Source organism: Actinosynnema sp., assembly GCF_052038725.1.
The window spans coordinates 1-2,471 of the sequence record NZ_JBQGCX010001240.1; the positions used below are offsets into that span (position 1 = coordinate 1).

Consider the following 2,471-nt stretch of genomic DNA (forward strand, 5'->3'; position numbering starts at 1 on the left):
GGGCGCGGGCGTTGTGCCCGCGGGGGGTCCCCCGGGCGGCGGGGGCCCGGGGGGGTGCGGGGGGCGGGGTTCGGGGGGTGGCGCCCCCCGGGCGCCCGGCCCTCCGCGTCTTGCCGCGGTCGCCGCGCTCAGCCGGTCAGAGCGCGATGCCGAGCAGGGCGTCCACGGCGGTGCGGAACACGCCGGGCGCCTCGGCGTCGGGGCCGCCCCGGTCCCACGCCTCGCGCGCCCACGCGTCCAGCGCGGCGAGCGCCTTCGGGGTGTCGAGGTCGTTGCCCAGGTGCTCGCGCACCCGCGCGACGACGTCGTCGGCGGACGGCCCGGACTCCAGGTTCGCGGCCGAGCGCCACAGCGCCAGCCTGACCCCGGCCTCGGTGAACAGCTCGTCGGTCCACGGCCGGTCCTCGCGGTAGTGGCCCGCGAACAGCGCGAGGCGGATCGCGCCGGGGTCGACGCCGGTGGAGCGCAGCTTGGACACGAACACCAGGTTGCCCCTGGACTTGGACATCTTCTCGCCGTCCAGGCCGATCATCCCGGCGTGCGCGTAGTGCCGGGCGAACGGGTGCCTGCCGGTGAGCGCCTCGGCGTGCGCGGCGCTGTACTCGTGGTGCGGGAAGACCAGGTCGGACCCGCCGCCCTGCAGGTCGAACGGGGTGTCCAGGTTGACGAGCGCGATGTGGCTGCACTCGATGTGCCAGCCGGGGCGCCCGGCGCCGATCGAGGTCTCCCAGGACGGCTCGCCGGGTCGCGCCATGCGCCAGAGCAGCGCGTCGAGCGGGTCCCGCTTGCCGGGGCGCTCCGGGTCACCGCCGCGCTCGGCGAACAGCCGCAGCATGGTCTCGCGGTCGTAGTTCGACTCGTAGCCGAAGTGGGGCGTGGTGTCGTGCGGGAAGTAGACGTCCGGGTACTCGTCGTCGTCGAGCCGGTAGGCCGCGCCGGACGCCAGCAGCTTCTCGATCATGTCGACGATGCCGGGGATGGACTCCACGGCGCCGACGAACTCGCGCGGGGCCAGGACGCGCAGCGCCTCCATGTCCTCGCGGAAGAGGGCGGTCTCGCGCATCGCGAGCACGACCCAGTCGTCCTGGTCGCGGGCGGCGCGCTCCAGCAGCGGGTCGTCCACGTCGGTGACGTTCTGCACGTAGTGCACGTCGTGCCCGTTGTCCAGCCAGATCCGCTGGACCAGGTCGAACGCCAGGTAGGTGGCGGCGTGGCCGAGGTGCGTGGCGTCGTAGGGGGTGATGCCGCAGACGTACAGCCGAGCGGTGTCCCCCGGCGCGGTGGGCCGCACCTCGCCGGTCGCGGTGTCGTGGAGCCGGAGGGGGCGGGGTGCACCGCGGAGCTTGGGAACGGAGGGGGATGACCAGGTCTGCATGGCTCGACGATAACCCGCGAGCGCGGGCGTTGACCGGGGTCCGAGCGGTGGGACGCTGATCACTCCGCCCGCGCGGGAAACCGCAGTTCCGCGCGGCCCGGACGGGCCGCCCACCGGCGCCGCCCCGTCCACCGGGCCCGCGCTCCACCTCCGCGATCGCCCGCCCCACCGACTCCCGCCGCGTGGTGCGGCCCGCTCGGCCGCGCCGTGCGGGTGGAGTGCGCGACGGCCGCGCAGGTCCGGCGTCCGGAACCGGCCGAACGGATCAGCGCGACGTCGCCGGGGGTGTGGATATTCCACCCCGAGACGCGGGCGTTCGGACGATTACCGCCCGGTGGCGCGGGTAGAGCATGAGGTGCCCTGGCACCGCATCCCGAGGAGGCGGCATGACCGCGCTCAAGCCGGAACCCGTGGTCGTCCGTCCCGGCGCGGGCGCGCGCGGGTCCAAGGGGTCGGTGCTGCTGGGGTTGCTGCGCACCACCGATCCCAAGCGGATCGGGCTGATGTACCTGGTGACGTCGTTCTTCTTCTTCCTCGTCGGCGGCCTGATGGCCCTGCTCATGCGGGGCGAGCTGGCCCGGCCGGGGATGCAGTTCCTGTCGAACGAGCAGTACAACCAGCTGTTCACCATGCACGGGACGGTGATGCTCCTGCTCTACGCCACCCCGATCGTGTTCGGCTTCGCCAACTACGTCCTGCCGCTGCAGATCGGCTCGCCGGACGTGGCGGTCCCCCGGCTCAACGCGCTCTCGTACTGGCTCTACCTGTTCGGCGCGACGGTGACGGTCAGCTCGATGCTCACCCCGGCCGGGGCTCCCGACTTCGGGTGGACCGCCTACACCCCGCTGTCGACGGCGACGCACTCCCCCGGCGTCGGCGCGGACCTGTGGATCCTCGGCCTGGCGCTCGGCGGGGTCGGCACGATCCTCGGCGCGGTCAACATGATCACCACCGTGGTGTGCCTGCGCGCGCCGGGCATGACCATGTGGCGGTTGCCGATCTTCACCTGGAACATCCTGGTCACCAGCGTGCTGATCCTGCTCGCGTTCCCGCTGCTGACCGCCGCTCTGATGGGCCTCGAGGTCGACCGCCAGTT

At 73.3% G+C, this 2,471-nt stretch carries 2 protein-coding genes; one reads left to right on the forward strand and one right to left on the reverse strand.

What is annotated here, in order from left to right; genetic code table 11:
- Positions 1-136: 136 nt before the first annotated feature.
- Positions 137-1,375, reverse strand: coding sequence for a cysteine--1-D-myo-inosityl 2-amino-2-deoxy-alpha-D-glucopyranoside ligase (gene mshC / locus ACTUAL_RS26115; protein ID WP_440902105.1), 1,239 nt, complete (start codon positions 1,373-1,375; stop codon positions 137-139).
- A gap of 386 nt (positions 1,376-1,761) precedes the next feature.
- Here mshC and ACTUAL_RS26120 point away from each other — a divergent pair.
- A partial coding sequence (locus ACTUAL_RS26120) for a cbb3-type cytochrome c oxidase subunit I (RefSeq protein WP_440902106.1) occupies positions 1,762-2,471 on the forward strand: 710 nt, incomplete at its 3' end.

Coding starts and splice junctions, on each gene's coding strand:
- mshC (WP_440902105.1), bottom strand. CDS start 1,375: ATGCAGACCTGGTCATCCCCCTCCGTTCCCAAGCTCCGCGGTGCACCC.